The organism is Sphaerotilus microaerophilus (assembly GCF_023734135.1).
Lineage (GTDB): Bacteria > Pseudomonadota > Gammaproteobacteria > Burkholderiales > Burkholderiaceae_C > Sphaerotilus > Sphaerotilus microaerophilus.
Map to the genome: position 1 here is coordinate 5300320 of NZ_AP025730.1, position 26067 is coordinate 5326386.

Annotated in this window: 23 protein-coding genes and 1 pseudogene; 11 read left to right on the forward strand and 13 right to left on the reverse strand. The window is 68.2% G+C overall.

The genetic code is table 11. The features are described from left to right. Window positions 1-3: 3 nt before the first annotated feature. Window positions 4-957: pseudogene (locus NGK70_RS22785) on the reverse strand (acyltransferase family protein); the annotation flags it as partial. A gap of 161 nt (window positions 958-1118) precedes the next feature. Here NGK70_RS22785 and NGK70_RS22790 point away from each other — a divergent pair. After that, entirely contained in the window at window positions 1119-2186 is a 1068-nt protein-coding gene (locus NGK70_RS22790; protein ID WP_251970739.1) for a hypothetical protein, read from the forward strand. A gap of 7 nt (window positions 2187-2193) precedes the next feature. Beyond that, complete coding sequence (locus NGK70_RS22795) at window positions 2194-2577, forward strand: cupin domain-containing protein (protein ID WP_251970740.1); 384 nt, start codon at window positions 2194-2196, stop codon at window positions 2575-2577. 23 nt (window positions 2578-2600) lie between these two features. On the opposite strand, the gene NGK70_RS22800 is transcribed toward NGK70_RS22795, so the two are convergent. The 6 genes from NGK70_RS22800 to NGK70_RS22825 all read right to left on the reverse strand — a co-directional run bounded on the left by NGK70_RS22800 (window position 2601) and on the right by NGK70_RS22825 (window position 9381). After that, on the reverse strand, window positions 2601-3395 hold the full coding sequence (locus tag NGK70_RS22800) for an indolepyruvate oxidoreductase subunit beta (protein WP_251970741.1): 795 nt from the start codon (window positions 3393-3395) through the stop codon (window positions 2601-2603). Continuing rightward, window positions 3392-5086 carry a thiamine pyrophosphate-dependent enzyme gene (locus tag NGK70_RS22805; RefSeq protein ID WP_251970742.1) on the reverse strand — a complete coding sequence of 565 codons (1695 nt, stop codon included), beginning with the start codon at window positions 5084-5086 and terminating at the stop codon, window positions 3392-3394. Before NGK70_RS22805 ends, NGK70_RS22800 begins: the two co-directional genes overlap by 4 nt. A 188-nt stretch (window positions 5087-5274) precedes the next feature. Further along, entirely contained in the window at window positions 5275-6444 is a 1170-nt protein-coding gene (locus tag NGK70_RS22810) for a hypothetical protein (protein ID WP_251970743.1), read from the reverse strand. Between the two features lie 40 nt (window positions 6445-6484). Next, window positions 6485-7624 carry a YbdK family carboxylate-amine ligase gene (locus tag NGK70_RS22815; RefSeq protein ID WP_310742558.1) on the reverse strand — a complete coding sequence of 380 codons (1140 nt, stop codon included), beginning with the start codon at window positions 7622-7624 and terminating at the stop codon, window positions 6485-6487. Window positions 7625-7680: 56 nt separating this feature from the next. Next, window positions 7681-8490 (reverse strand): gamma-glutamyl-gamma-aminobutyrate hydrolase family protein, encoded by an 810-nt coding sequence (locus NGK70_RS22820; protein WP_251970744.1) that lies wholly within the window; start codon window positions 8488-8490, stop codon window positions 7681-7683. Window positions 8491-8598: 108 nt separating this feature from the next. Further along, window positions 8599-9381 carry an SDR family NAD(P)-dependent oxidoreductase gene (locus NGK70_RS22825; protein ID WP_251970745.1) on the reverse strand — a complete coding sequence of 261 codons (783 nt, stop codon included), beginning with the start codon at window positions 9379-9381 and terminating at the stop codon, window positions 8599-8601. 312 nt (window positions 9382-9693) lie between these two features. Here NGK70_RS22825 and NGK70_RS22830 point away from each other — a divergent pair, with 312 nt between their 5' ends. Together NGK70_RS22830 and NGK70_RS22835 are read left to right on the forward strand one after the other, a co-directional pair. Continuing rightward, window positions 9694-10215 (forward strand): SCP2 sterol-binding domain-containing protein, encoded by a 522-nt coding sequence (locus tag NGK70_RS22830; protein WP_251970746.1) that lies wholly within the window; start codon window positions 9694-9696, stop codon window positions 10213-10215. A 50-nt stretch (window positions 10216-10265) separates the two neighbouring features. After that, on the forward strand, window positions 10266-11810 hold the full coding sequence (locus NGK70_RS22835) for a 2Fe-2S iron-sulfur cluster-binding protein (RefSeq protein ID WP_251970747.1): 1545 nt from the start codon (window positions 10266-10268) through the stop codon (window positions 11808-11810). A gap of 27 nt (window positions 11811-11837) precedes the next feature. On the opposite strand, the gene NGK70_RS22840 is transcribed toward NGK70_RS22835, so the two are convergent. Next, window positions 11838-12716, reverse strand: coding sequence for a transposase (locus tag NGK70_RS22840; RefSeq protein ID WP_251970748.1), 879 nt, complete (start codon window positions 12714-12716; stop codon window positions 11838-11840). A 137-nt stretch (window positions 12717-12853) separates the two neighbouring features. Between NGK70_RS22840 and NGK70_RS22845 the strand changes: the two genes are divergently transcribed. Genes NGK70_RS22845 through NGK70_RS22855 form a run of 3 tightly spaced genes read left to right on the forward strand, consistent with a single transcriptional unit; the run spans window position 12854 to window position 13685 of the window. Continuing rightward, window positions 12854-13150 (forward strand): type II toxin-antitoxin system RelE/ParE family toxin, encoded by a 297-nt coding sequence (locus tag NGK70_RS22845; protein WP_251970749.1) that lies wholly within the window; start codon window positions 12854-12856, stop codon window positions 13148-13150. After that, window positions 13147-13458 carry an addiction module antidote protein gene (locus NGK70_RS22850; protein WP_251970750.1) on the forward strand — a complete coding sequence of 104 codons (312 nt, stop codon included), beginning with the start codon at window positions 13147-13149 and terminating at the stop codon, window positions 13456-13458. Before NGK70_RS22845 ends, NGK70_RS22850 begins: the two co-directional genes overlap by 4 nt. Beyond that, window positions 13455-13685, forward strand: coding sequence for an addiction module protein (locus NGK70_RS22855; RefSeq protein WP_251970751.1), 231 nt, complete (start codon window positions 13455-13457; stop codon window positions 13683-13685). Before NGK70_RS22850 ends, NGK70_RS22855 begins: the two co-directional genes overlap by 4 nt. A gap of 231 nt (window positions 13686-13916) precedes the next feature. On the opposite strand, the gene NGK70_RS22860 is transcribed toward NGK70_RS22855, so the two are convergent. The 5 genes from NGK70_RS22860 to NGK70_RS22880 all read right to left on the reverse strand — a co-directional run bounded on the left by NGK70_RS22860 (window position 13917) and on the right by NGK70_RS22880 (window position 20844). Beyond that, the gene (locus tag NGK70_RS22860) at window positions 13917-14141 is read right to left on the reverse strand and encodes an addiction module protein (protein ID WP_251970752.1); all 225 of its coding nucleotides are present in this window, start codon (window positions 14139-14141) and stop codon (window positions 13917-13919) included. A gap of 610 nt (window positions 14142-14751) precedes the next feature. Continuing rightward, on the reverse strand, window positions 14752-15675 hold the full coding sequence (locus NGK70_RS22865; RefSeq protein ID WP_251970753.1) for a hypothetical protein: 924 nt from the start codon (window positions 15673-15675) through the stop codon (window positions 14752-14754). Window positions 15676-15820: 145 nt separating this feature from the next. Continuing rightward, window positions 15821-16876 (reverse strand): 2-oxoacid:ferredoxin oxidoreductase subunit beta, encoded by a 1056-nt coding sequence (locus NGK70_RS22870; protein WP_251970754.1) that lies wholly within the window; start codon window positions 16874-16876, stop codon window positions 15821-15823. A 192-nt stretch (window positions 16877-17068) separates the two neighbouring features. After that, window positions 17069-18982, reverse strand: a complete 1914-nt coding sequence (locus tag NGK70_RS22875; protein ID WP_251970755.1) for a 2-oxoacid:acceptor oxidoreductase subunit alpha — start codon at window positions 18980-18982, stop codon at window positions 17069-17071. Continuing rightward, a complete protein-coding gene (locus tag NGK70_RS22880) occupies window positions 18982-20844 on the reverse strand; it encodes an FAD-dependent oxidoreductase (protein WP_251970756.1) in 1863 nt (620 codons plus the stop codon). Before NGK70_RS22880 ends, NGK70_RS22875 begins: the two co-directional genes overlap by 1 nt. Window positions 20845-21079: 235 nt before the next feature. On the opposite strand from NGK70_RS22880, the gene NGK70_RS22885 reads away from it, so the two are divergent. From NGK70_RS22885 to NGK70_RS22900, 4 genes are all read left to right on the forward strand, one after another. Then, window positions 21080-21331, forward strand: a complete 252-nt coding sequence (locus NGK70_RS22885) for a type II toxin-antitoxin system Phd/YefM family antitoxin (RefSeq protein WP_251970757.1) — start codon at window positions 21080-21082, stop codon at window positions 21329-21331. Then, complete coding sequence (locus NGK70_RS22890; protein WP_251970758.1) at window positions 21315-21698, forward strand: type II toxin-antitoxin system VapC family toxin; 384 nt, start codon at window positions 21315-21317, stop codon at window positions 21696-21698. Before NGK70_RS22885 ends, NGK70_RS22890 begins: the two co-directional genes overlap by 17 nt. 74 nt (window positions 21699-21772) lie before the next feature. Next, window positions 21773-25366 (forward strand): DNA polymerase III subunit alpha, encoded by a 3594-nt coding sequence (gene dnaE / locus NGK70_RS22895; protein WP_251970759.1) that lies wholly within the window; start codon window positions 21773-21775, stop codon window positions 25364-25366. Between the two features lie 132 nt (window positions 25367-25498). Further along, a complete protein-coding gene (locus tag NGK70_RS22900; protein ID WP_251970760.1) occupies window positions 25499-25975 on the forward strand; it encodes a hypothetical protein in 477 nt (158 codons plus the stop codon). Window positions 25976-26067 lie beyond the last annotated feature (92 nt).

The window sequence follows — 26067 nt, forward strand, 5'->3', positions numbered from 1 at the left end:
CCAGCCGAGCGCCAGCGCCACGGCGATCGAACCAGCCCAGGCCAGCGTGGCCACCGCGTCCTCACCCAGCCGGGGCGCGACGGGCCGCAGCGCCCGCAGGATCGCCAGCATCGGGATGAAGAAGCCCAGGTAGATCACCAGGCTCTGCGAGCCCAGCCAGCGCAGCAGCCCGGCGGCGCGCCAGCGCGACAGCCAGGCCGAGCCCAGCACCACCGCCGCGATGCCCAGGAAACCGAACACCAGCAGCGCCGCCCCCTCATTGGCGTGGGCGCCGGTGGTGAACCAGTGGTTCAGCGGCACCCAGGCCGCCAGCAGCGCCAGCGTGGCCACCGGGTGCGCACGCGCCCACTGCGCCAGGGCCAGCACCCGCGCCGACAGCACGTGGCCGGCATAGAAGAAGACGAAGTACTTGGCAAACCAGTCCAGCGGCGGGATGCCCGTGTGCGGCTGCGCCACCATCGCCAGCGCCGCCAGCGGCAGCACCAGCGCCACCGGCAGACGCTGCAACAGCCTGGCCGCGACGAAGTACAGCGGCAGCATCAGGATGAACCACAGCATCGCCTCCGGCTTGTAGAGCCGGTAGGCCAGCAGCGCCAGCGCGTCGGCCGTGCTCACAGGCCGCTGTGCCGATCCGCCCAGCCACAGCAGCGGCACGAGGATCAGTGTCCACAGCAGCAGGAAGTACCAGTAGTGGACGACCTTGGTATCCAGGTAGCTGCGCCAGGGCCGGTGCAGCACCGCGCCGACGAACAGCCCTGACAGCAGGAAGAAGTCCGGCATCCGGAACGGCCGCGCGAAGGTCTCGAAGGGCACGATCCAGCCGGCCTTCCACTCCATCGCCCGGCCCACCCACAGCGCCACCACCGCCACCATGCACAGGCCCTTGGCGATGTCCACCCAGGCCAGGCGGTCACCAGGCTTCGGCGGGGCATCGGAGGTGGTGTGATCGGGCGACATGGGCGGCCACAAGTGTTTCGAATTGTGTCATTTTGCACAGAAAGCGTCCCAGACGCAGAGAGGGCTTCCGAGTACACGACCCGGGGGCATGATGCGCGGCGGCCCGCCAGCGCAGCCCCTGCCCGGCAGGACCGGCCCATTCACGTTCAGGAGAGAACCCCATGCCCCATCACGCCCACGGCGGCACACACGCCCCCCGCCTGGCCTCCCTCACGGCCACCCTTGCAGCCGCCCTTGCAGCCATTGCCGCACTGAGTGCCTGCGGTGGGGGCGGCGCCGACGCTGACCGCAGCGACAACAGCAGCGGCACGATGAGCCTCGACACCGCGGGCCGTTACGCGGCCCACGCCACGCTGGCCAGCGCCGATGGCGGCACCGCCGTCGACGTCGCGGTGAAGACCGCACAGGCCCTCGTGGCCGCCCACACCAGCAGCGCCGCCACTGCCGCCGCCACTGCCGCCGGCACGCGCCGCAGCGCATCGGCCACGCCGAGCGCCACAGGCATCGCGCCCAGTGCGACGCTCGACTGTGCCGGCGGCGGGACGGCCACGGTCAGCGCCACAGGCCCGACGCAGGCCGGCCTGTACAACGGCACGCTCGACCTCGGTGAGGTCTACCAGCTCAGCTTCACCAACTGCCAGGGCAGCACCGGCGCCGCCGTGGTCAATGGCACGCTGGCGGTCAGCGTCGCGGAGGTGGGCAGCGGCAGCCTGAACCTCGATCTCACCGCCACCGCCCTGCGCATCGCGCTGGCACGCGGCAGCATCACCGTCGACGGCAGCCTGAGCTACAGCGCGATCGACGCGGTGCCCGAGGGCGCCGCCTACGACCTCCTGCGCAGCAGCGACCTGCGCTCCAGCCAGCTGACGCTGACCACGCAGCGCAACGCGCGCACGCAGACCTTCTCCGTCACCGCCCTGTCGGTGCAGCGCAGCAGCACCTGGTCGGCCGGCCTGCCACTGTCCAGCAGCATGCAGGGCAGCTGCACCTTCACCGCCGCCCTCGGCGACGCCAGCTACAACGCCACCCTGACCACCAGCGGTAGCAGCACGTACGCTGCCGACGGCCTGCCCACCTCCGGCAGCTGGGCGCTGACCCTGCCGAGCACCCTGATCGGCCTCGCCGTGTCCGGCGAGTCGGCCACCCTGACCGTGGACGAGGGCCGCAATGGCAGCATCGACCGCAGCCGCACCGTGCCCCGGGCCACACTGGCCGCCGCCGCCAACTGAGCCCGCCATGACCGCCCCCGCCATCGTCCGCCTGGACCCGCCCGCCAGCGCACCCGCCACCGAGCCGGTGCTCGATCGCCCGCGCCGCGACCGGCTGGAGTCCGGCGACCCCCTGCGCCAGACCTGGACGCGCTACGAGGCGCCGCAGGGCGACCTGAGTGCGGGCACCTGGGCCTGCGAGGTGGGCCGCTGGCGCATCGTCTTTCCCGAGGGCAAGGACGAGGTCTTCTTCCTGCTCGAAGGGGTGGTGCGCCTGCACGACGGCGAGCGCGGTGGCTTCACCGAGTTCCGCGCCGGGCAGGGCGGCGTGATCCCAGGTGGCTTCGTCGGCGCCTTCGAGGTGGTCGAGCCGGTGCGCAAGCACTTCGTGGTGCTGGAGCGGCCCGCCTGAGGGTCGCCCGGATAGGCCATTGGTCAGGCCGCGGCCGAGGCGGCCAACTCCGTGACCGTTTCCGGTTTCACCGCCTTGCCACCGTCGAACAGCTGCCGGGCGGCCTCGGCCCCGTCGGCCGCCAGCAGGCGTTCAACCCAGGCCGCCACCAGCTCGGGCGGCAGCGGATGCGCCGGGAACTGCAGGCGCGACACCACCCTCGCCACCACGTCGCCCGGGACGCCGGCCTCACCGAGCGCCGCGCCGAAGCGGCTGGCCGCGTCGCCCATGCGGAAGGCGTTCAGGTTGGCACGGACGATGCGCTCGCCCTTGGCCTCGAACAGCGCGGTGATCTGGCGCTCCAGCGCCTCGGGCGGCAGCGGCAGCAGGCGCGCCGCGGCGCCCAGCGCCACCATGTTCTGCGCCTTGATGTTGCCGGCCTTCTTGGCCAGTTGCGTGGCGTCCAGCGCCACCAGCTGCGGCGCGGAGAACAGCACCGGGTAGAGCCGCTCGGCGCTCGGGTAGTCGGGGATGTTCACCATCGGCGTCACGTCGGTGACGATCCAGCCCGCGGGGCTCAGCAGCTTGGTGTAGCGCAGCGCCTCCAGCGGCTCGACCGACAGCACCAGCGCGGCCTCGCCGCTGGCGATCAGGTCGCTGGCCAGCGGCTGGTCGGACAGCCGCACGCAGGCCGACACCGCGCCGCCGCGCTGCGCCATGCCGTGCACCTCGGACTGCTTGAAGTGCAGCCCGGCCTCGTGCGCGGCGTGGTCGATCACCCAGGCGATCGACAGCACCCCCTGGCCGCCGACGCCGCAGATCACCAGGTCGTAGTTCATGCCGACACCTCGTGACCGGCGCAGCCAGGCTGCCCTTCCCGCTTGAGCTCCTTCACCTCGCGCAGCAGCTTGATCTCCTTCGCGTAGGTCACGCAGGCGCGCCGGGCGACCACCACGCTCAGGCCCGGGTGGGCGATCTCCTCACGGATCACCGCCAGGTTGTGCGTCTTCTTGTGCACCGTCGGCTCGATGATGCGGATGTGCTCGCGCGCCACACCCAGGCCGGCCACCAGGTCCACCACCTCCTCGTCGGTGGCCATGGTGGGCTGGCCGCCGGTCATCGCGATGATGCTGTTGTCGAGGATGAAGACGGTGATCGGCGTGTCCTCGCTGGCCGCATCCAGCAGCGGCTGCAGGCCGGTGTGGGTGAAGGTGCCGTCGCCGATCACGCAGAGCGAGGGCGTCATGCCCGCGTGCGCTGCGCCGATGGCCATGCCGATCGACGAGCCCATGCACAGGCAGGAGTGGATGGCCTGGTGCGGCGGCAGGTAGCCCAGCGAGTAGCAGCCGATGTCGCCCATCACCCGCACCGGCTCGCCGTCCGCGGTGGTCAGGCCGGACAGCACCTCCTTGATTGCGGCGTAGGCGTCGGTGTGCGGGCACTTGTCGCACAGGCTGGGCGGCCGGCCGGCCAGCACCTCGCCAAGGCCCGGAATCTGCAGGCTCGGCCGCACCGGCAGCCCGAAGCAGCGGCGCAGCTCGTCCGGCCCCAGCTCGCCCATGCGCGGCAGGTCGCCGCTCAACTTGCCGCGGATCGGCTTTTCGCGCAGCAGACCGTTCGCGCTGATCAGCCGCTCGATGAAGGGGTAGCCCTCTTCGACGACGAAGACCTCGCTGGAGGCGTCCAGCAGCTGGCGGATCTTGCCCATCGGCAGCGGGTACTGGCCGATGCGCAGCAGGTGGAAGTCGGCCAGGCGATCCTCGCCCATCGCTTCGGTCAGGTAGTTCCAGGCCAGCCCGCTGACCAGCAGGCCAGGGCGGCTGGCGAGCGGGTCGTCGCGCAGCGTGAGCGGGTTCAGCGCGCTGGCCTCCGACGCCGCCTGCAGCGCCGGCTGCTTCTCCACCAGCTTGGCGTAGGCGCGCCGGGCGTTCACCGGGATCAGCGTGAAGCGCGCCGGGTCCTCGACGTAGCTGGCCGGGTTCTGGGCGCGTGGCTCGGTGAGCGCCACCTGCGAGCGGCTGTGCGCCAGCCGCGTCACCAGGCGCAGCAGCACCGGCGTCTGGAAGCGCTCGGACAGCTCGAAGGCCTCGCGGGTGAAGTCGTAGCACTGCTGCTGGTCGGCCGGCTCCAGGCAGGGGACCATCGCGAAGTCGGCAAAGCAGCGCGAGTCCTGCTCGTTCTGCGAGCTGTGCATGCCGGGGTCGTCCGCCACCACGATCACCAGCCCGCCGTGCACGCCGGAGACACCCAGGTTCATGAAGGGGTCGGCCGCCACGTTCAGGCCGACGTGCTTCATCGAGACGATGGCGCGCTTGCCGCAGTAGGACACCCCCGCGCCCTCCTCGACCGCCACCTTCTCGTTGGTGGACCAGAGGCCGCGCACCGCCAGGCCGCGGGCCTTCACCTCGTCCTCGATGGCCTGGAAGATCTCGGTGGACGGGGTGCCCGGGTAGGCGTAGGCGGCGCTGATGCCGGCGTCGATCGCGCCGCGCGCAACGGCCTCATCGCCGAGCAGGATCACTGGGGACATCGGTGGGCTCCATGCCGGGACCCGATGCAGTGCTCGGACCAAGCGATACAGGCAAATTGAAACATCCGATCGTATCTGTATCGAATTGGTTTCGGTAGCCGCACCCTTCCCGACGGCGGTGAGCCGATGAGGGTTTCTTGAGGTGGGTCAGACCGACGCGGGTCCGAACCCCAGTCAGTGGGGCCGGGTCAGCCGACCTGCCAGACCCAGACCGGCGCGTCGTGGTCCCGGTGGGTCATGTAGATGCGGCGGGTGTCGGGGTCGAAGAAGCCGGACTTGTTGTAGGTGCTCCAGCAGTCCGTCACCCCCTCCAGCCGCCAGCCGATGGGCGAGCCCATCACGCCGCCCGGCTGGCTGCCGTAGGGCCGCAGGGCGTTGGGTGCCAGCTGGCCGTCGCGCACGCGCACCAGGTCACGCAGGTCGAAGGCGTAGACCACCGCCCGGTAGGGGTGGCCGTGGTAGCCCTGGTCTTCGCTGCAGCCGTCCTGGCAGGCGCTGCCGATGCCGTAGCAGGTGGAGCCGGGCTCCATGCCGAAGACGATCAGCGTGCGCGTGCCCGGCACGATGCCCGCGCCGGCGATGGTCGACACCTCCGGCAGCAGTTTGCCGGCGGTCAGCGTGTCGCCTTCCAGGCCACCGCTGTCGTAGGACATCAGCCGCAGCACCGGCACCGTGCCGCCCGCCGCGGCGGCCGAGGAGGGAAAGGCCATGAAGCTCGGCCCCCAGGTGGAGTTGCTGATGATCGACTTGCCCGCCAGGTTGCAGGCGAACAGGTCATGCCCGGCGAAGAGGCTGCGGTAGGCCGCGGGAATCAGGCCGAAGCTGCCCACCAGCCCCCGCAGCGGCAGCCCCGCCTGGGCCGCGGGCCGCTGGCCGGGGGTCCAGGCGCCGGTGAAGGTGTCGGCCATCGTCTGGAACAGCCAGGGCGTGTCGGCCTCGTCGTACATCTGGAACTGCCCGCAGAACAGCCGGCCGGCCTGGCGGATGCTGCCGCCGGGGATCCAGCCGTTGACGGCCGCGCCCCAGGACGGCAGGGTCGCCCCCTCGGCCGCCAGCGTCGCGGTGCCGCCGATCGGCGGGATGTCGTACAGGCGGATCGCCCGGGTGGTGGCATTCACGGCCAGGAACTGCCCCTGGCCCGCCAGGCCGAGGCCCCAGGACCAGCCGGCCTCGGGCAGCGAGAAGCGCCCGAGGAAGTGCAGCTGCGTCTCCTGCAGCAGCGGCAGCGCCAGCGGGTCGCCCGCGGGTGGGTCCGGGGATTCGGCGGACGGGTCGTCCGAGGCCCCACCGCCGCAGGCCAGCAAGGTGGCCGGCAGCGCGCCGGCGCCACAGGTTTGCAGAAAGGTCCGTCTGCGCATGGCGGTTGTGTCCTCCGGGCCGCGCAGGCGCGGCCCCCGGTCAGTGCAGCAGTCGGGCGCACATCGCTTCCGAATTGCGCACCAGCGCCTGCCGCAGCAGGGCCTCATCATCCACCGTCTCGGGGCGGCAGTCCGCCCAGGTCGCGCGCATGAGGGCGTGCTCCTCCTCGTCGCAGGCCAGGGCGCGCCAGGCCGCAAGCTCACCGGCGTCCTCGGGGACCGACAGGCCCTGCGCCAGCAGCTCGACCAGCCGCCCCAGCCAGTCGCGGGCCAGCACCCAGCGCGCCTGGAAGGGGTCGTAGAGCCGCGCGCCCAGGCCGTGGCGGCAGGCCATGAAGCGGCTCACCTGCTGCGCGGTGGCCGGCAGCGGCTGGTCCAGCACGAGCCGCCCGGCCAGCGCCAGCCCCGCCAGGTTGCGCGTCAGGCTGGCCAGGTGCAGCGCCTTGTCCAGCTGCAGCGGCGTGTCGAACACCCGCACCTCCACGGTGCCGAATTCCGGCTTGGGCCGCACGTCCCAGTAGATGTCCTTCAGCGAGAAGGCGATGCCGGTGCAGCGCAGCGCCTCCACCTCGTCCTCCAGCGCCTGCCAGTTGCGCAGGAAGGGCATCGGCCCGCCCTGCGGATAGACCAGCGGCTCCAGCGGCCGGCAGCAGGCAAAGCCCGTGTCGCTGAGCTGCAGGAAGGGCGACGCGGCCGACAGCGCGATGAACAGCGGCCCGAGCGCCTGCAGCACGTTGGCCACCCGCAGCGCCGATTCCGCATCCGGCATGCCCACGTGCACATGCATGCCGTAGGTGGAGAAGCGCTTGGGCAGGAAGCCGAAGCGCTGCTCCAGCGCCTGCGCCCTCTCCGTGGGCGCCATCACCCGTTCATTCCAGAACTGAGCCAGGTGGGCGCCGCCGCCGCGCAGATCCAGACCGATGGCCTGTGCAGCGTCTCGCGCCTGCGAAACCAGCCGCGGCATCTCCTCGCCCATGTCAGTGGCGTGATGGTGGACCGATGAGTTGATTTCAAGTGTGGCCAGCGTGGCCTCCTTGGTGAACTGATCGCCGCCACCGCGACGGGCGAGCTCATCCAGCAAGGACAGGCATCCGGGGCTCAATCGGCCGGTTCGCGGATCGACGATCTGGAGTTCGAGCTCAAGACCGTAGGTCAAGGGGTGAGAACACTGAAAGTCCAAGGTCGTCTCCTGTTGGTTGTTGATGTCCTGGCGGAGCCATTCGCCCAGCTCGCAGCTCAGCGACCGGCACGGCAGTCACGACATGACTGCAGAAAATGCTCCAGCATCGGCCGGTCATCGAACACAGATGCCTCGCCATGCGGGTGAAACTCAGGATGCCATTGCACACCGGCCACAAAGCGGTGGCGCGTGCTCCAGATCGACTCAACCAGACCATCATGAGGACAACGTGCCTCCACCCGAAATCCGGGGGCCAGCGCCTTCACTGCCTGGTGGTGGATGCTGTTGACCCGGCACCGGCGGCCCAGCGGGTAAAGCTCAGCCAGCCACCCGTCCGGTGCCATCTCGATCTCATGGAAATTCCTGTCGTAGTCGCTGCTGGCGAAGTGCAGCTGCCCGGCGAGCGGCTGCTGCGTCGGCAGGTCCTGGTACAGCGTGCCGCCGAAGGCCACGTTCAGCAGCTGCATGCCGCGGCAGATGCCGAACACCGGCTTGCCCGCCTTCACGAACTCATTGACCAGCGCCAGCTCATAGCGGTCGCGCACCGCGTCGCCCGCCCATTCCGGGCGCAGCGTCTGCTCTCCGTAGGTGGCAGGGCAGATGTCATTGCCTCCCTGCAGCAAGAGGCCATCCAGCGCCTGAGCGTAGTGGTGCAGGTCAGTCCGGCCGATGGGAGCCAAGCTCTGCGACTCGACCGCCGGCACCATCACCGGCAGCGCGCCGCCTCGGATCAACCACAGCGCCACCGACTGTTCCAGGTAATGCAGCGTGCGCGTCCAGACCCCCCCCAGGTCCAGCACCGGGGCGTTCGGGTAGTAGATGCGCGCGGACACGCCAATCAGCAAGTGGGGTTGTCGGTGGGGCATGGGTATCACCAAAGGTGGCCATGTACGACCCTTCACCTGCTGGTGGGTTCCCTCCGAGCCGAGAAAGCGGCTGACGCGCAAGGCCGCAGATGAGCCACGAATGAACCGTCAGACCACCAGCGCGCTGGCTGCGCCGTCCAGCGCGATCACCGCGCCGCTCAGGTAGCTCGCCCGGCCCGACGCGGCAAACACCACCACATCAGCCACCTCCTCCGGCTCGGCCGCCCGCCCCATCGGCAGCCCGGCCAGCCGGCGGGCCTGCACCGCCTCGATCGGCTCGCCCGCCGCGCGCGCCTCGGCCGCCATGCCGGCTTCGAGCCGGTCGGTGCGCGTCAGCCCCGGGTTCACCACCAGCACCCGCACGCCCTGGCCCGCATGCGCCTGCGCCAGCCCGGCGCTGGCCAGCATCAGCGCCGCGTTGGCCGAGCCGCCCGGCAGGTGCGTCGGCGAGGCCAGCTTGCCGCCCTGCCCCACCACGTTGACGATCACCCCGGCGCCCCGCGCGCACATCCCCGGCAGCACCGCCGCCATCGCGTGCACGTAGGGAAAGAACTTGGCCTGCATCGCCGCGTGCCAGTGCGCCTCGGCCAACTCCGCCGCCGGCGTGCGCTGCGCCGCGCCCGCGCAGTTCACCAGCACGTCGATCGGCCCCAGCGCGGCCTCCACCTGCGCCACCACCCCGGCCGCCACGCCCGGCTGCGACAGGTCCGCCGCCACCCCGCACAGCCCCGGCTGGCCGAGCGCAGCGCGGGCCGCGTCGATCGACTCGGCACTGCGTCCCACGATCGCCACCCGCGCGCCCTCGGCCAGGAAGCCCCGCGCACAAGCGAGGCCGATGCCGCGGCTGCCGCCGGTGATGAGGACGGTGCGGTTCTGAAGCTTCAGATCCATGGTCGGTTTCCTTTCAGGCCCAGGGATGATCGCCGGCCAGCTCATGCGCCCCCGGCACGCGCGCGCAGCTCCACGCCGCGGTCCAGCAGGCCTCGTCGATCGAGCGGGTGTTCACGCCCGGCATCCTGCCGCCCGAGCGCGGCGGCCGGTCCGTGCAGCGCATGGCGTAGGCGCGGATCGTTCAGGAGGGTAGCTCTTCATCGTGATGGTGCGCTGCCGGCATCGCTCCTACGATGGCTTGCATGCGGCCCGTTCGTCGAGCGATCCGGCGCGGCGGCGTGAAGTGTGACGAGGCGAGAAGAGGAGACCCCGATGACCAAGACGACACTGGCGGCGCCCCTGGTGGCGCTGACGCTGGGCTGCGCCGCGCTGTCGGCGGCGGGCGCGCCCCTGATGGCGCCGGAGTGGGCCGCGGCCGCCTGCGAGCAATGGAACCAGACCCCCACGCTGATGGACGGGCTGGCCGACGCCTGGATCCGGAACGACGGCGGCAAGGGCTTCAAGGTGATTCACGTGTATCGAACCGACTGTGGCGAGGCCACACAGGTGGAGTTGCGCATCGGCCCCAAGGACGGCAAGGCGCGCTGCCTCTACGGCGGCAAGGTGGAGAACGCGGCGATGAACACGGGCGTGGACTACACCATGCACGCGACCACCGCCCGCTGGGGCGAAATGGGCCGCGGCGAGTACGGCCCGATGAAGGCGATGATGTTCGGCCGCCTGGAGTTCACCGGCCCCAAGATGGAGGCGATGGGCGTGATGGGACCGTTCGAGGCCTTCCTGCTGCTGGTCGGCAAGGTGCCGGGCGAGTTGCCCGCCTGCCCAGCGAAATGACAGCAGAGCCCGGGGAAATCGCGATGTGAAATCGCCCGCGCGGCCACATCATGGCCCTGACCTCGGGAGACGCGATGACCCAATGGCTGTCCCTGTCGCGCGCCGTGCACCTCACCGGGATGTCCCGGGGCGCGCTGCAGCGCAAGATCCACGCGGGCGAGTTGGCGGCCTTCGATGGCATGGTGTCTGCCGACGCGCTGGCGCAGGCCTTCCCTGACCTGGCCATCGAGGCCCGGCTGGACGAGGCGGGCGCCTTCGAGCGCGTCACCCGCATCAAGGAAGAATCCTTCGGCCGCCGCGTGCGCGAGCGCGTGCTGCCCAGCCAGGAACTGCTCGCGCAGCGGCTCTTCCTGGTCAACCAGGAGCTGGCCGAGCAGCGCCGGATCCTCGGCCGGGCCGATCAGTGGCTGGCCGCCGCCGATGCCGACGTGGAGGCTGCCCGCCAGCGCGGGGACGGCGCCCTGCCGCTGGAGGCTGTACGGCAGCTGCTGGAGCAGGCGCACCGTGCGCTGCACCCCGTTGCATCCGGAACCGGCCCCGATGCCCAACTCGGCACCAACCCCATCACCCTCATGGACCAGCTGCTGCGCACCCTCACCGCCCGCGTCACCCTGCTGCCCACGGGGCGCGAGTTCCTGGTCGAAGGCAACGACACCCTCCTCGAAGCTGCACTGAAGGCGGGCCTCTCCCCCAGCTACGGCTGCGGCAACGGCAACTGCGGCCTGTGCAAGGCGCGGGTGCGCAGCGGCCAGGTGCAGGCGGTGCGGCACAGCGACCACCTGCTCAGCCAGACCGAACGCGAGCAGGGCAACGTGCTGATGTGCACCCACCGCCCGCTCACCGACCTGACGCTGGAAGCGCTGGACGCCAGCGCTGCCGCGGACATCCCGCAGCAGGAGCTGGTTGCCACCGTGCGCGCCGTCACGCCGCTCGACGCCGACACCCTGCTGCTGCACCTGCAGACCCCGCGCAGCCACCGGCTGCGATTCCTGGCAGGGCAGGGACTTACCCTCGGGCTGGCCGGTGAGCAGCACGACTTCGCGGCCGACTACCTCATCGCCAGCTGCCCCTGCGACGACCGCAACCTGCATTTCCATGTCCGCCGCGATGCGGACGATGCGCTGGCCACGCGGCTCTTCGCGGGGGCGCTGAAAACCGGCACGCCAGTCAACCTGCGTGGCCCCTGGGGCGACTTCGTGCTGACCCACGACGACGAACGCCCGCTCGTCTTCATCGCCGCCAGCCATGGCTTCGCGCCGGTGAAGGGGCTGATCGAGCACGCCATGGCGGCGCAGACCTGCGAGTCCATCCACCTCGTCTGGAGCGCGGATCCCGGCGGCCATTACCTGGCCCGCCAGGTGCGCGCCTGGGCCGATGCACTCGATGGATTCCACGCGGCGTTGCCGGAAGCCGGCTGCAGCGCCAGCGCCGCCACCTTCGTCCGGCAAGCCCTGGGCAGCACCGCGCCCACCCTGCTCGCCCAGGCCCAGGTCTACCTGGCCGGCCCGGCCGCCTTCGTCGACGCGGTGGCACAAGCCCTGCCGGAAGTGAACCCCGCCGACCTGCACCGCTGCGCAATCGACCGACTGGGGTGAGGAGCCCTTTCCTTCAAATCATAGGGGTCAGGTCTTGCTTTTTGCCTCCAACCCCTTGATCACCCGACTCACCCGCGACACCGAAAATCCCAGCGCCACGGCGATCGCCGTCATCGTCGCGCCGTGCTCCCGGTACGCGCTCAGCATCGCCTCGTCGCGATCAGCGCCCTGCTCAAGGTGCTCACGCAGGCTGAACGGCGCCCGGCGCTGCGCCTTCGGGATCTCCGCGGCGGCCCGCTGCGGCGCCGCCAGGCGAGCCTGCGTGCTCGCCACGAAGGCCTCGTCGCCCAGGAAAATCTGCCCGCGCAGCGCGTCCAGCCAGAAGGTGCTGGCATCGACCGCTGCCTCATCCACCAGACCGGCGTAGCGACGCATCGCCTTGCGTCGATCCGCCACGGTTTCCACCGGCCGCCCCAGCAGGTGGCCGTACAGGCCGTCGCTGTCCAGCCACGCTGGCACGCCCTCCTCCCCGATGTGCGCCCGGCAGCTCGACCAACGCCACTCTCGCGCCACGGCCACCAGCCCGGCCGCGACCGGGTTACGTTCCACATAGCGGCACAGCGCCACCAGGTAGGCATCGCGATCGACCACGATCGCCTTGAACCGCCCCTGGAACAGATGCCCGCCCAGCCCATGCCGCCGGTTGAACGCCTGGGTGTAGACGCCGTTCACATGCCGCATCAGCCGCGACAAGTTGGCCTGCCGGGTCTGCAGCACCAGGTGGTAGTGGTTGCCCATCAGGCAGTAGGCCAGCACCTGGGCATCGAACCGCGCCATCGCCTGGGCGATGATGGCCAGGTGCGTCTCGCGGTCCTCGTCGTCGCGGTAGATGGGCTCGCGCCGGTCACCGCGGGAGGTGACGTGGTAGACGGCGCCGGGGAATTCGATGCGCAGGGGGCGTGACATGGGGGGAGTGTGCGCCTTGAGTTGGCAAAAGACAAGACTTGACCCCTGTGCTCGCAAGACTTGACCCCTGTGCTCGGGAAGAAGCCATCCCAGTCGCCCCCCTTGAAGGGCGGCAGCATGTGAACCACAATTCACGCATGATCGAGATCCGCAAGACGCAGCTCTATCAGCAGTGGTTCGACGGACTGCGGGACAAAGCAACCCGTCTGCGTCTGGAGGCTAGGGTGCGCCGGCTTTCGCTGGGCAACCCAGGGCAGCACCGGGTGCTCACGGGCGGCGTCACGGAGATGAAGCTCGACCACGGCCCCGGATACCGGGTGTACTACGCACAGCGCGGCAGCGAACTTGTGTTGCTGCTGGTCGGCGGCGACAAGGCCAGCCAGCAGCGCGACATCGACACCGCCGTGCAACTGGCCAAGGAGTGGCAGCCATGACCCTCGAAACGACGAAGTGGGATGTGCAGGACAGCCTGCAGACCCCCGAAGACTGCGCGCTGTACATCCAGGCGGCACTCGAAGAAGCGGGCGACGACCCCGCCTACATGGCCGCCGTGCTGGGTGACGTGGCCCGCTCCCGCGGCATGGCGCAGACCGCCCGTGCCGCCGGGCTCACCCGCGAGGGGCTATACAAGGCAGTCGGGCCCGATGGCAACCCGAGCTACGCCACCATGGTCAAGATCCTGCGCGCCCTGGGGCTGCGCTTCAGCGTGGTGGCGGTGCCGGGCGTGGAAATGACGTCATGACCGATCGCACCGATCACGTCCTGCTGGAAGCCATGCAACTCGCGCCTGCCGAGCGCTCGCTGGTCGCGCTGTCCTTGCTCGACAGCCTCCAGGGAGCTGGCGAGAGTGACGAGGCTGTCGTGGCGTCATGGGTCGCGGAGGCCCGTGCAAGGCATGACGCGTTGGCGAGCGGTCAGGTGCGGGGTCTGACCACGCAAGAGTTCCGCACCTGGTTCAAGTCGCTCTGATTGAAGATGTTCCGGCTGAACATCTCTCCTGCTGTGAAGCAGGAGAGAACGGCGGCTTGCAGCCTGACCACTACCGGCGGCGGTCGCCATACCCAGGGTCGCGACGCTGGTGCCGGACAACGAGGATGCGCAGTCCGACGTCGTTTTGGCGAATCCCCACCCCCGCTTCCGACTTGTAGAAGCGATCGGCTTCCGCCAAGTCTTCAGCCGCGAGTCGGTGAATGGAGCGCGTCACTGCAGTTCTGCGCGCAGTGTGGCGAGCACATCGTCCAGCGGGCGAAGCACCGAGGGATCGCGGTCGGCCTCGGCGTCTCTTTCAGCTGCCACGGCGTCCCAAGCGGCGTCACGAGTCGCATCCGCGTCCAAGCTGGCAACCACTCTGTCGAGGACACGGATTCGATCCGCCTTCGGCAACTGCAGCAACTCAGCTTCCAGGACTTCTATTGGCATTCCCATGGGAACTCCTTCTGGTTGGCCACATAGCTTGCCACAGCTCGGCGGGACGTGGGCGGGCACCCGTTAGGCAAAAGACAAGACCTGACCCCAACACACCCAACACGCCATTTGGATTTTCTTCGTGCCTGTTGACGGTGACCGGTAAACGGTCACCCCCTTTTACTCAGTAATTTTTACCCATTTCTTCCGAAGATGATTAATTGTCGTATCTGATCTTGCTTTACGCCCAGAAGGGTACTGCAATTTCACTGACCCTTCTGGAAGCTTGAATGTTTTCTCAATTTTCTTGACTATTGAATCAACTGGCGCATCAGATCGTGCCGCTCGATGGCGTAGTGCGCCATCGGCTTTCTTCTTAATCCTACTAAGCTCCTCGACAGCATCGTCCGGATATATCACATCACTTGATATTAGCCCTGCATTCCTGATCTTTTTCAAAGCATGACGTATACCAATAACTCTATGCCGCTTTAACACGTCCGACATGAGTTACCCCTAAGCGACAAGTAACCGCTTATCCATTCAGCCATTTTCATTAGAATATTTAGTATTCTCAGCACAGCCATGCTACACAAGAGGTGACATCTTCACAATCAAGATCAGAAAACAATCATTTCACTATTTTCTTTTTAAGATTATCAGAGTCAAATCCAGCGCATGCCCCCGCGTAGCGATGACACTTGCCATCTACAGATATCACGGCACCTGTTCCGGAGAACTGGACAATAAACCGGCATTCATCATCAACCTCCTTGTTCTGTTGTGTCAAATCCCCTGAGACAGCAGGTACGGTAATTGTGTTGGCTTCTTTGTCCCACAGCCCCATTCCCTGAATTCTCCCTGTACAGACACCACCACCTGCCGATGCACCCTCTGCGTCGACGGCCACCTCCAACCCACCGTTTACTCGACGAACCGTGAGCGTTTGCGTTCCCTCGGTATGACCAACCCACGTTCCTACCGGAGGTTCAGCGCTCTTGCCCTCCGGTACCGATGCAACATGCGATTCGGCCTGCTTTCCGACGAACTTGCTACCCTTGCACTTAGATGCCTGCAATGCCCCAAGAAGTAGTTCCACGTCCTCGCATATCAATTCGACAATAGCTCCTTTATTCCATTCGGCAAGGATCGACTTCGATTCAGAATCAAAATGCGCAGTCAATCCTGGGGGATTCTGTAACTCCATGATTGCTTGGGCAAAGACGGCCAACGGATCCGCACCATCACTTACCACCTTCGATAGTGGCAAAACTTCCGACACAGTTATATATGGTTGATCAAAAGCTCCCAGCTTTAGTTCTTCAACCCTCCCTAGAAAGCGCACATTCTTTCCATTGAGAACCTCTTTTGCGCGAATTTCGTTTGCAGTAAACGAAGCAATTATGGCGCGAATTGAAGTATTAACAACAACCCTCTGAGGTTTCGCATCATTATCAGGAGATTTTGAATTCCATTTTTCATATATGCCAAATGGAACTGCAATAACAATCGCAACTCCAACTATGCCATTTATCGCATCTCTAAATCTTCCCATATATTACATCTCCCTTAAGGATTGAATCCTTAGCACCACGCATCAAGTCGCATATTTTACCAAAACGAGGTAGCATCAGAAAAATCCAACGCCACCATCTTGTGAGAAAATCACGGTCCCAAAAAAGGGGTCGCACGAATTACCCTCACCTCAACCCCGCATTGATCCTCTCCAACGCCGCCGCCCCCGGACACACCTTTTCCTGCGGCAGCGCATTCAGCGGCGTGGCGCAGGTGCCCAGGGCTTCGTGCAGATCCTGGGCATCGGGCTCGGCATACAGCAGGCCGGTCACCACTTCGCCCTTGGCCTGCAGGGCCTGGACGTGGTTCATGGCGGCGACGCGGTCCGTCGGGTCGTGGTCGGCGTGGAGTTTGCGCAGGCGCATGATCGAGCCGTCGGGTTGCGGCAGGTCGATGGTTTCGCCGGGGGCCGGTGAGGCGGTGATTTCCGCGCCGAGGGCGATGAAGTCGATGCGGCTGACGGCCTCGTTGTGCTCGCGCACGTAGTCGTAGCTCTTGGTGCTGCCGGCGTGGTTGTTGAAGGTGACGCAGGGGCTGACCACGTCGATGAAGGCGGCGCCCTGGTGAGCGATGGCACCTTTGATGAGCGGCACCAGCTGCTCCTTGTCGCCGGAGAATCCGCGGGCGACGTAGGTGGCGCCCAGTTGCAGCGCCAGGCCGACCAGGTCGACGGGGCTGTCGTGGTTGATGACGCCCTTCTTGCTCTTGCTGCCGCGGTCGGCGGTGGCGGAGAACTGGCCCTTGGTGAGGCCGTAGACGCCGTTGTTCTCGACGATGTAGACCATGTTGACGCCGCGGCGCATGGCGTGGGCGAACTGGCCCAGGCCGATGGAGGCGGAGTCGCCGTCACCGCTCACGCCCAGGTACAGCAGGTCGCGGTTGGCGAGGTTGGCGCCAGTCAGCACGCTGGGCATGCGGCCGTGCACGGTGTTGAAGCCGTGGCTGGCGCCGAGGAAGTAGTCCGGCGTCTTGCTGCTGCAGCCGATGCCGGAGAGCTTGGCGACGCGGTGCGGCTGGATGTCCAGCTCCCAGCAGGCCTGGATGATGGCCGCGGAGATGGAGTCGTGGCCGCAGCCGGCGCAGAGGGTGGAGATCTTGCCCTCGTAGTCGCGGCGGGTGTAGCCCACCGCGTTGGCCTGCAGGCTGGGGTGGTGGAAGCGCGGCTTGGCGATGTAGGTCATGGTGGTGATTTCCTGGGATCGTCGGGGCCGTCAGAGCCTGTGGGGCCTTCGGGCGTGCCCGAAAAGCGCGCCACAACGGCCCCGATCTAGGCGCAAAGCACAGCCATAGCCAGAGCTATGGCGAGCATTTGCAACGACGAGCGGGGGTGTTTTGGCGTGCAGGGCGGGCATGAGCGAGGGGCTCACAGGCTCTTAGTCCGGGTGCTTCAGGTGGGCCATCGCGGCCATCGCGGCGGCGGAACCGCGCTGTGCCGTGCCCGTGACCATGTTGGCGCGCGGGTAGGCGGGCAGCACGGCCATGGCGTGCACCGCGTCGGTGATGGCGCTGGTGATGTAGCGGGCGGTGATGGGCGTGCCGTCGTAGTGCAGGATGGGCACGAGCTGGGCGGGGTTGACGTCCAGCTCGTTGATCAGCAGGCTGCGCATCTGCGCATCGCGGTTCTGCTCGACGACGAAGACGGCGTCGTGCAGGCTGATGAAGTCGCGCACCGACTTGCTGAACGGGAAGGCGCGCAGGCGCAGCGCATCCAGGTGGATGCCGGTGCCGGCGAGCTTGCCCAGCGCCTCTTCCATCGACGGGCTGGTGGAGCCGAAGTAGATGACGCCCAGCCGCGTGGGCCGGTCGGCCTCGGTGAGGATGGGCTGGGGCACCAGCTTGGCGGCGGTGGCGAACTTCTTGAGCAGGCGCTGGACGTTGTAGAGGTAGTCCGGCCCGGCCTCGGAGTAGCGCGCGTAGGCGTCGCGGGTGGTGCCGCGGGTGAAGTAGGCGCCCTTGGTGGGGTGCGTGCCCGGGTAGGTGCGCCAGGGGATGCCGTCGCCGTCCACGTCCTTGTAGCGGCCGAAATCCTTGCCGGCCTCCAGCTCCTCGGCGGTCATGACCTTGCCGCGGTCGAGCTGGCGGCTGTCGTCCCACTTGAAGGGGTCGCACAGGCGCTGGTTCATGCCGATGTCCAGGTCGGTCATGACGAACACCGGCGTCTGCAGGCGATCGGCCAGGTCCAGCGCGGTGGCGGCGTGCTCGAAGCACTCGGCCGGGTCCTGCGGCAGCAGCATCACGTGCTTGGTGTCGCCGTGGCTGGCGTAGGCGCAGGCCAACAGGTCGGCCTGCTGGGTGCGGGTGGGCATGCCGGTGGAGGGCCCGCCGCGCTGCACGTTGATCAGCGTGACCGGGATCTCGGCAAAGTAGGCCAGGCCGAGGAACTCGGTCATCAGCGACACACCGGGCCCGGAGGTGGCGGTAAACGCCCGCGCGCCGTTCCAGGCCGCACCGATCACCACGCCGATGGCCGCCAGCTCGTCCTCCGCCTGCACGATGGCGTAGTTCTTCTTGCCGGTCTCGGGGTCGATGCGCAGCTTGGCGCAGTACTTCTCGAAGGCCTCCGGCACCGAGGTGGAGGGCGTGATCGGGTACCAGCCCGAGACGGTGGCGCCGCCCCAGACGCAGCCCATGCCGGCGGCGGTGTTGCCGTCCACGAAGATGCGGTCGCCCACTTGGTTGCTGCGCTCCACCTTGATGCCCACACGGTCGGCGTCCAGGTGCTCCTGGGCGAAGTTGCGGCCCAGCTGCAGCGCGCGCACGTTGGAGTCCAGCAGCTTCTCCTTGCCGCGGAACTGCTCGGCAAAGAGCTTCTCGATCTCCGCCGGGTCGATGCCCAGCAGCACCGACAGCGCGCCGACGTAGACGATGTTCTTGAACAGCTGGCGCTGGCGCGGGTCCTGGTAGGCGGCGTTGCAGATCTCGGTCAGCGGCATGCCGATGACGTGGATGTCGTCGCGGAAGGCGCTCGGAGGCAGCGGCCGGGTGCTGTCGTAGAACAGGTAGCCGCCCGGCTCCAGCTCGGCCACGTCGGCCTTCCAGGTCTGCGGGTTCATCGCCACCATCATGTCGATGCCGCCGCGCCGGCCCAGCCAGCCCTGCTCGGACACGCGCACCTCGTACCAGGTCGGCAGGCCCTGGATGTTGCTCGGGAAGATGTTGCGCGGGCTGACCGGCACGCCCATGCGCAGGATCGCCTTGGCGAACAGCTCGTTGGCCGAGGCGGAGCCCGAGCCGTTGACGTTGGCGAACTTGATGACGAAATCGTTGACGGCTTCGATGCGGTTCATCACGCAGCCTCCTTCGTGGGTTGGGCAGAGGCGGCATCACCCGATCCACCGCGTGGGCTTCGACACAGCGGGCCGGCCTGGGTCACCTTGAACAGGAACTTCTGCATGTCCCAGGCGCCGGTGGGGCAGCGCTCGGCGCACAGGCCGCAGTGCAGGCAGACGTCCTCGTCCTTGACCATCACCCGCTTCGTCTTCAGCTCGGCCGAGACGTAGAGCGGCTCGGCCAGGTTCAGCGACGGGGCCTTGAGCCGGCCGCGCAGGTCGGCCTCGTCCCCATTGGCCACGAAGCTGATGCAGTCGGTCGGGCAGATGTCGGCGCAGGCATCGCATTCGATGCAGGCCGGTGCGCTGAACACCGTCTGCACGTCGCAATTCAGGCAGCGCTCGGCCTCGCGGATGGCTGTCTTGTAATCAAAGCCCAGCTCCACCTCCACGCGGATGCTCGCCAGCGCCTGCTCGGCCGCCGCCCAGGGCACCTTGTGGCGGGCATCGACGGAGATGTCGTTGTCGTAGCTCCACTCGTGGATGCCCATCTTCTGCGAGACAAGGTTCACGGTCGGCGCCGGGCGCTGGGCGATGTCCTCGCCGCTCAGGAACTTGTCGATCGACACCGCCGCCTGGTGGCCATGCGCCACCGCGGTGATGATGTTCTTCGGCCCGAAGGCCGCGTCGCCGCCGAAGAAGACGTTTGGCAGGCTGGACTGCAGCGTCTGCTCGTTCAGTACCGGAAGGCCCCACTTGTCGAAGTCCACGCCGACATCGCGCTCGATCCAGGGGAAGGCGTTCTCCTGCCCCACCGCGATCAGCACCTCGTCGCAGGGGAAGAAGGCATCCGGCGCGCCGGTGGGGATCAGGCTGCGGCGGCCGCGCTCGTCGTACTTTGCCTCGACGATCTCGAAGCTCATGCCCACCAGGCGGCCGTCGGCGTGCACGAAGGCCTTGGGCACGTGGTAATTGATGATGGGGATGCCCTCGTGGATCGCATCCTCCTTCTCCCAGGGCGAGGCCTTCATCTCCTCGAAGCCCGAGCGCACGATCACCTTCACGTCACTCGACCCCAGGCGCCGCGCCGAGCGGCAGCAGTCCATCGCGGTGTTGCCGCCACCGAGCACGATGACGCGCTGGCCGACCTTGGACACATGGCCGAAGGACACGCTGGCCAGCCAGTCGATGCCCAGGTGGATCTGCGCGGCAGCCTCCTGCCGGCCGGGCACCTCCAGATCCCGCCCGCGCGGCGCACCGCTGCCGACGAAAACCGCGTCGTAGCCCTGGCCGAGCAGATCACGCAGCGAGTCGATGCGCGTGCCGCTGCGGAAGTTCACGCCCAGGTCGAAGATCCAGCCGCACTCCTCGTCGATCACGCTCTCGGGCAGGCGAAAGCGCGGGATCTGCGAGCGGATGAAGCCGCCGGCCTTGGCCTCGCCGTCGAACACCGTCACGTCGTAGCCGACGGCTGCCAGGTCACGCGCCACCGTCATCGACGCCGGCCCGGCGCCCACGCAGGCCACCTTTTTGCCGTTGCGCTGGGCGAAGCGCGGCATGCGGCCATGCACGTCGCCCTTCAGGTCGGCGGCAACGCGCTTGAGGCGGCAGATCGCCACCGGTTCCGGATGCTCGCCGTTGGCCTCTTCCACCCGGCCGCGCCGGCAGGCGGGCTCGCAGGGGCGGTCACAGGTGCGCCCGAGCACGCCGGGGAAGACGTTGGACACCCAGTTGACCATGTACGCATCGGCATGGCGGCCGGCGGCGATCAGGCGGATGTACTCGGGAACGGGGGTGTGGGCGGGACACGCCCATTGACAATCGACGACTCGGTGAAAGTGAGCCGTGAGGGCCGGATCGGCCGCGCGGGTGGGCTGCAAGGTGGTCTCCGTCAAAGGCCGACGACGGGACAGCACCCGCGAACCACGGGTCGCCCGGCCGGGCCCGAATCACTTGTGGCGAAGATCCTACGCCGCTGGCGAAGGTGCGAGAACCGCTTCGCTGCCAAGGCGCGACAAAGGGTTGTCCCGATTGCAGCGATCTTGACGAAGGACAGGTTCGCAGGCGAACCCTGCCGCAGTTAAACTAAGGGTTAGTTCACCCTGGTTCAATACCATGCTCACCGTCAACGTTCACGATGCCAAGACCCGGTTGTCCCGGCTGCTCGCTGAAGTGGAGAAAGGCGAATCGGTCGTGATCGCCCGCGCGGGGCGCCCCATCGCCACCCTGACGGCTTACCAGCCACCGGCCAGGCGCGTCGCGTCGCCCGGCAGCATGGCCGGCAAGATCGCGATGTCCGATGACTTTGACGAGCCGCTGGATGACCTCTTCGATGCATTGAAGCCCGGCGATGCGCCTGCTGCTTGACACGCACCTTCTTCTCTGGTGGCTCGGCTGGCCGCAGCGTCTGCCGGCCGCAGCCAGGCAGGCGGTGGAAACAGCCGATCAGATCTACGTCAGCCATGCCTCTTTGTGGGAGATGGCGATCAAATGCAGCCTGGGCAAACTGACCGTTGACCTGCAGGCGCTGTGCCGGCAAATCGAGGTGGACGGCTTCGAATGGCTGCCGATCTCGGCCCCGCACCTGTTGGCGGTGGCGGCGCTGCCACCGCATGACGATCACAAGGATCCCTTCGACCGCCTGCTCGTGGCCCAGGCATTGACCGAACCGCTGCTGCTGCTGACCGCCGACGCCAAGCTGGCACGCTACGGATCCGTGGTTCGCCTGGTGTAGGGGCCCGCTTGACCGCACCTGAGGGGGCTGGGGACGTTTCCCGCCGAACGGGGGGCGTTCCCTAGAATCCCCCGATGACCTTCGTCCACCTGCGCACCCACACCGAGTTCTCTGTCGTCGACGGCACCCTGAGGGTGGACGATGCCGTCAAGGCGGCGGCCAGCGACGGCCAGCCGGCGTTGGCGATCACCGACCTGGCCAACCTGTTCGGCGGCGTGAAGTTCTACAACGCGGCGCGCAAGAAGGGCGTCCAGCCGATCCTCGGCGCGGACATCTGGCTGGAGCCGGAGGTCGCCGGCCCCGCCGGCGAGCCGCGCCAGGCCAGCCGGCTGCTGCTGCTGGTGCAGAACAAGACCGGCTACCTGAACCTGTGCGAGCTGCTGTCGCGCGCCTGGGTGACCAACGTGCAGCGCAACCAGGCCTGGGTGACCTGGCAGAACCTGGCCGAGCTGTCGGAGGGCCTGATCGCGCTGTCCGGCGCCCCGATGGGCGGCACCGGCCAGGGCGGCGCCATCGCCGCCGCCGCGGCGCAGGGCGACACGGAGCGCGCCGAGGCGCTGGCACGGCGGCTGGCGCAGATCTTCCCGCGGCGCTTCTACCTGGAGCTGCAGCGCGCCGGCCTGCCGGGCCAGGAGGCCTGGGTGCGCGCCGCGGTGCCGCTGGCCGCGAAGCTGGGCCTGCCGGTGGTGGCCACGCACCCGATCCAGTTCCTGGAGCCGGACGACTTCGAGGCGCACGAGGCGCGCGTGTGCATCGCCGAGGGCGAGACGCTGGCCAACCCGCGGCGCGTCAAGCGCTTCACGCGCGACCAGCACTTCAAGACCGCGGCGCAGATGCAGGCGCTGTTCGCGGACATCCCCTCTGCGCTGGCCAACACGGTCGAGATCGCCCGGCGCTGCAGCCTGACGCTGGTGCTGGGTAAGCCGCAGCTGCCCAACTTCCCGACCCCGGACCTGCCCGACGGCACGAAGATGCCGATGGAGTCCTACTTCCGCGAGCTGTCCTTCGAGGGGCTGGAGCAGCGGCTCGCGCTGCTCTTCCCGGACGTGGCCAAGCGCGATGCCGAACGGCCCCGTTATGTAGAGCGGCTGGAGTTCGAGCTGGGCACCATCATCAAGATGGGCTTCCCGGGCTACTTCCTGATCGTGTCGGACTTCATCCGCTGGGCCAAGGCCAACGGCTGCCCGGTGGGACCAGGCCGGGGCTCGGGCGCCGGCTCGCTGGTGGCCTACGCGCTGTCGATCACCGACCTGGATCCACTGCAGTACAACCTGCTGTTCGAGCGCTTCCTGAACCCGGAGCGGGTGTCGATGCCCGACTTCGACATCGACTTCTGCCAGGGCAACCGCGACCGCGTCATCGACTATGTGAAGGACCGCTACGGCCGCCCCGCGGTGAGCCAGATCGCCACCTTCGGCACCATGGCCGCCAAGGCGGCGCTGCGCGACATCGGCCGGGTGCTGGGTATGGGCTACGGGCATGTGGACTCGATCGCCAAGCTGATCCCCGCGCCGCCGGGCAAGACGGTGACGCTGGCCAAGGTGCCGGAAAAGCCGGACGACAAGCTGATCTACGCCCGCCAGGAAGCCCCGGAGCTGGACCAGCGCGAGGCCGCCGAGGAAGAGGTGGCCGAGCTGCTGGCGCTGGCCACGCGGGTGGAAGGCATGGTGCGCAACATCGGCATGCACGCCGGGGGTGTGCTGATTGCGCCGGGCAAGATCACCGACTTCTGCCCGCTGTACCAGCAGCCCGGCAGCGACAGCGCGGTCAGCCAGTACGACAAGGACGACGTCGAGGCCATCGGCCTGGTGAAGTTCGACTTCCTGGGCCTGGCCACGCTGACCATCCTGGAGCTGGCGAAGGACTTCATCGTCGCGCGCCACGCGGACCAGGCGAATTTCGCCTTCGAGACCCTGCCGCTGGATGACGCGGCGGTCTACAAGCTGTTCTCCGACGGCCTGACCGAGGCGGTGTTCCAGTTTGAATCCGGCGGCATGCAGCGCATGCTCAAGGACGCCCGGCCGAGCCGGCTGGAGGACCTGATCGCGCTGAACGCGCTGTACCGCCCGGGCCCGATGGACCTGATCCCGACCTTCGTGGCGCGCAAGCACGGCAAGGAGGTGGTCGAGTATCCGCACCCGCTGACCGAGGCCGTGCTGGCCGAAACCTACGGGATCATGGTCTACCAGGAGCAGGTGATGCAGACCGCCCAGGTGCTGGGCGGCTACAGCCTGGGCGGCGCGGACATGCTGCGCCGCGCCATGGGCAAGAAGAAGGCCGAGGAGATGGCCGAGCACCGCGCCATCTTCCGCAAGGGCGCGGCGGAGAAGGGCATCGGCGAGGCCAAGGCCGACGAGGTCTTCGACCTGATGGAGAAGTTCGCGGGCTACGGCTTCAACAAGTCGCACGCCGCCGCCTACTCGCTGCTCGCCTACCACACGGCCTGGATCAAGGTGCACTACACGGCCGAGTTCTTCGCGGCCAACATGACCATCGAACTCGACGACACCGACAAGCTGAAGGTGCTGCGCGACGATGCGATGAAGCACTTCCGCGTCGCCTTCGAGGCGCCGGATGTCAACCAGGGGGTCTACCGCTTCGAGCCGGCCCCCGGGAAGGCGGGCGACCGGCTGATCCGCTATGGCCTGGGCGCCATCAAGGGCACCGGCCAGGGCGCGATCGAGGCGATCGTGGAAGCCCGCACCGAGGGCGGGCCGTTCAGGTCCATCTTCGACTTCGCCGCGCGGGTGGACCGCAAGCGCATCAACAAGCGCGTGGTGGAGGCGCTGATCAAGGCCGGTGCCTTCGACAAGCTGCACCCCAAGGGCCTGGACGGCCGCGCCGAGCTGCTGGCCAGCGTGGGCCTGGCCTTCGAGTACGCCGACACCCAGGCCGCGCACGCCTCGCAGGGCGGGCTGTTCGACATGTTCGGCGACGGCGACGACAACCACGGCAGCTCCACCCAGGAGCCCGAGTACAACGCCGCAGACACCTGGGACGTCCGGACCCGGCTGGGCCATGAGAAGGTGGCGATCGGCTACTTCTTCAGCGGCCACCTGTTCGACCAGGTGGGCGCCGAGGTGCGCCAGTTCGTCAAGCGCGAGGTGGCCGACGTGTCCGACAGCCGCGATCCGCAGACGCTGGCCGGCGTGGTCAGCGACCTGCGCATCGTCAACGGCAACCGCGGCAAGGTGGCGATCTTCAAGCTCGACGACAAGTCGGGCTCGATCGAGGCCGTCGTCGCCGAGGAGCTGCTCAACGCCAACCAGGCGCTGCTCAAGGACGACGAGGTGCTGATCCTGCAGGGCAAGGCCCAGCCGGACCGCTTCAGCGGTGGCATGCGCTTCAACGTGCTGCAGATCCTGGACCTGCCCGCTGCGCGCTGCCGCCATGCGCGCTTCCTGCGGGTGCCGGTGCAGGGCCTGGGCAGCACGCCGATGGCGCCGCTGGAGCAGATCCTGCGGGACTTCCCGGCCAAGCGACTGGACAGCCCGGAGGGCCCGCTGCTGCAGGGCACCCCGGTGCGGCTGCTGGTGCAGCGCCCGGGCGCGGTCGGCGAGGTCGACCTGGGCGACGCCGGGCGCTTCTACCCCAGCGACCCCGCGCTGGCGATGTGGCGCAGCGCCACCCAGGGCAGCTGCACGCTGGTCTACGCCGAACCGTCCTGACGCGCCGCGGGCAAACGCCTGACCACGACTGGTCACACAACTTTACCGGCCGGGGTCGGCGCAGCGGCCACCGCGGCCGTTGAGTGGTGCAGGGTCGCCGAGTGGTTCGGGCACCCGCCAAGGAGCTTGAAGATGACGTTGTGGAAGACAGCCGCCGCGCTGGCCCTGGGCCTCGCCGCGGTGGTGCCCGCCCAGGCCGCCGTGGGCGTGTCGGTCGAGATCAGCCAGCCCGGCGTGTATGGCCGGGTCGACATCGGCCGGTTCCCGACGCCGGAAGTGGTGCTGCCGCGGCCGGTGATCATCCACCCGGCCCCGCCGCCCCGCGGCGCGCAACCCCGCCCGGCGCCGGAGCCGGTCTACCTGTGGGTGCCGCCAGGCCACCGCAAGAACTGGCGCCGGCACTGCGAGCGTTACCACGCCTGCGACCACCCGGTGTACTTCGTGCGCGACGACTGGTACGACCGCGACGGCCCGGGACGTGAGCGTGGCCGAGATGGCCGCGAGGACCGCCGCGACCGCGGCGATGACCGTGGGCATGGCCACGGGCGCGGGCACGGGCACGGGCACGACCGCAGCGATGACCGCGGGCACGGCCGGCGCGGCGATTGACGCATCGGCGCGGCTTCACCAGCCCATCCTCCGAGAAACCCGCCACGGCGGGTTTTTCCTTGCAGGCGCACATGGGGCCGATCGCTGTCTAG

Bases quoted from the DNA above. Each gene is read 5' to 3' on its own strand.
- NGK70_RS22800 (WP_251970741.1), bottom strand. From the start codon at position 3,395: ATGAACTACGACCTGGTGATCTGCGGCGTCGGCGGCCAGGGGGTGCTG.
- NGK70_RS22805 (WP_251970742.1), bottom strand. From the start codon at position 5,086: ATGTCCCCAGTGATCCTGCTCGGCGATGAGGCCGTTGCGCGCGGCGCG.
- NGK70_RS22840 (WP_251970748.1), bottom strand. From the start codon at position 12,716: ATGTCACGCCCCCTGCGCATCGAATTCCCCGGCGCCGTCTACCACGTC.
- dnaE (WP_251970759.1), top strand. From the start codon at position 21,773: ATGACCTTCGTCCACCTGCGCACCCACACCGAGTTCTCTGTCGTCGAC.
- NGK70_RS22885 (WP_251970757.1), top strand. From the start codon at position 21,080: ATGCTCACCGTCAACGTTCACGATGCCAAGACCCGGTTGTCCCGGCTG.
- NGK70_RS22795 (WP_251970740.1), top strand. From the start codon at position 2,194: ATGACCGCCCCCGCCATCGTCCGCCTGGACCCGCCCGCCAGCGCACCC.
- NGK70_RS22900 (WP_251970760.1), top strand. From the start codon at position 25,499: ATGACGTTGTGGAAGACAGCCGCCGCGCTGGCCCTGGGCCTCGCCGCG.
- NGK70_RS22855 (WP_251970751.1), top strand. From the start codon at position 13,455: ATGACCGATCGCACCGATCACGTCCTGCTGGAAGCCATGCAACTCGCG.
- NGK70_RS22820 (WP_251970744.1), bottom strand. From the start codon at position 8,490: ATGCCCCACCGACAACCCCACTTGCTGATTGGCGTGTCCGCGCGCATC.
- NGK70_RS22835 (WP_251970747.1), top strand. From the start codon at position 10,266: ATGGCCCTGACCTCGGGAGACGCGATGACCCAATGGCTGTCCCTGTCG.
- NGK70_RS22810 (WP_251970743.1), bottom strand. From the start codon at position 6,444: ATGCGCAGACGGACCTTTCTGCAAACCTGTGGCGCCGGCGCGCTGCCG.
- NGK70_RS22845 (WP_251970749.1), top strand. From the start codon at position 12,854: ATGATCGAGATCCGCAAGACGCAGCTCTATCAGCAGTGGTTCGACGGA.
- NGK70_RS22865 (WP_251970753.1), bottom strand. From the start codon at position 15,675: ATGGGAAGATTTAGAGATGCGATAAATGGCATAGTTGGAGTTGCGATT.
- NGK70_RS22790 (WP_251970739.1), top strand. From the start codon at position 1,119: ATGCCCCATCACGCCCACGGCGGCACACACGCCCCCCGCCTGGCCTCC.
- NGK70_RS22875 (WP_251970755.1), bottom strand. From the start codon at position 18,982: ATGAACCGCATCGAAGCCGTCAACGATTTCGTCATCAAGTTCGCCAAC.
- NGK70_RS22825 (WP_251970745.1), bottom strand. From the start codon at position 9,381: ATGGATCTGAAGCTTCAGAACCGCACCGTCCTCATCACCGGCGGCAGC.
- NGK70_RS22860 (WP_251970752.1), bottom strand. From the start codon at position 14,141: ATGGGAATGCCAATAGAAGTCCTGGAAGCTGAGTTGCTGCAGTTGCCG.
- NGK70_RS22870 (WP_251970754.1), bottom strand. From the start codon at position 16,876: ATGACCTACATCGCCAAGCCGCGCTTCCACCACCCCAGCCTGCAGGCC.
- NGK70_RS22830 (WP_251970746.1), top strand. From the start codon at position 9,694: ATGACCAAGACGACACTGGCGGCGCCCCTGGTGGCGCTGACGCTGGGC.
- NGK70_RS22850 (WP_251970750.1), top strand. From the start codon at position 13,147: ATGACCCTCGAAACGACGAAGTGGGATGTGCAGGACAGCCTGCAGACC.
- NGK70_RS22890 (WP_251970758.1), top strand. From the start codon at position 21,315: ATGCGCCTGCTGCTTGACACGCACCTTCTTCTCTGGTGGCTCGGCTGG.